This is a genomic window from Streptomyces sp. YS-3, from assembly GCF_045257485.1.
Classification (GTDB): domain Bacteria; phylum Actinomycetota; class Actinomycetes; order Streptomycetales; family Streptomycetaceae; genus Streptomyces.
In genome coordinates this window covers 1-885 of record NZ_JBJHPC010001111.1, presented here as the reverse complement: position 1 = coordinate 885, position 885 = coordinate 1, and the positions used below count along the sequence as shown (strand labels likewise).

Here is an 885-nt window from a genome sequence, read left to right as displayed (position 1 = left end):
CACCACCGCACCCTCACCCACCCGCTCGGCCAACTCCCCCTTCCCGAAGGCGAGTTCGTCACCGTCGCCGAGCCGCTCGGCCACCTCGCCGAAGCCGGTGGCGCACAGCCCCGCACCGCACACCGCCGCCGCACGGCCCCCCGCCTCGCACACCCCCGCCGTGCCAGGCGGCCTCGCCCGGCAGGGCTCGGACGCCCAGCAGGTGATCGCCCTGGTCAACGGCGAGCGCGCCAAGAACGGCTGCGGTCCAGTGACGGACAACTCCCAGCTCGCCACGGCCGCACAGCGCCACTCCGACAACATGGCCGCCCAGGGCTTCTTCGACCACACCGACCCGAGCGGGGCGGGCCCGGGCGAACGCATCCACGCCGCCGGCTACCAGTGGTCCACCTACGGCGAGAACATCGCCCGGGGCCAGCAGACCCCGGCCGACGTCATGAACTCCTGGATGAACAGCCCGGGACACCGCGCGAACATCCTCAACTGCGCCTTCAAGGAGCTGGGTGTGGGCATCCACAGCGGTCCCGGGGGCCCTTGGTGGACCCAGGACTTCGGCACGCGCATGTGAGGCGCCGCCGCCCGCCCGCTCAGGTGGCCCCGAGCGCGCGGGCCCGGGCGATGAGCAGGGCCACGTCGTCGTGGGTGTCCGGGCGGCGCAGGGCGGCGAGCAGGAAGTCGCAGGTGTCCTCCAGCGGGCGGCTGGGGCCGGTCAGCAGGTCGGTGAGGGTGGCCAGCCGGGTGTCGATGTCCTGGTCGCGGGTCTCGATCAGGCCGTCGGTGTACAGGACGAGATCGTCCCCCGGGTCGAGGCTGACGGCGGTGGTCGAGAACGGGACGCCGCCCACACCCAGCGGCGCTCCGGTGGGCAGGTCGAGGAGCCGGGGC

The 885-nt window shown here is 73.8% G+C and carries 2 protein-coding genes; one reads left to right on the top strand and one right to left on the bottom strand.

All coding sequences use genetic code 11. The features are described from left to right. The coding region (locus tag ACJA3G_RS37815; RefSeq protein ID WP_406557520.1) for a CAP domain-containing protein at positions 1–568 on the top strand (568 nt) is incomplete at its 5' end. Between the two features lie 19 nt (positions 569–587). On the opposite strand, the gene ACJA3G_RS37810 is transcribed toward ACJA3G_RS37815, so the two are convergent. Next, positions 588–885 (bottom strand): SpoIIE family protein phosphatase (locus ACJA3G_RS37810; RefSeq protein WP_406557519.1); only part of this gene is annotated, 298 nt, incomplete at its 5' end.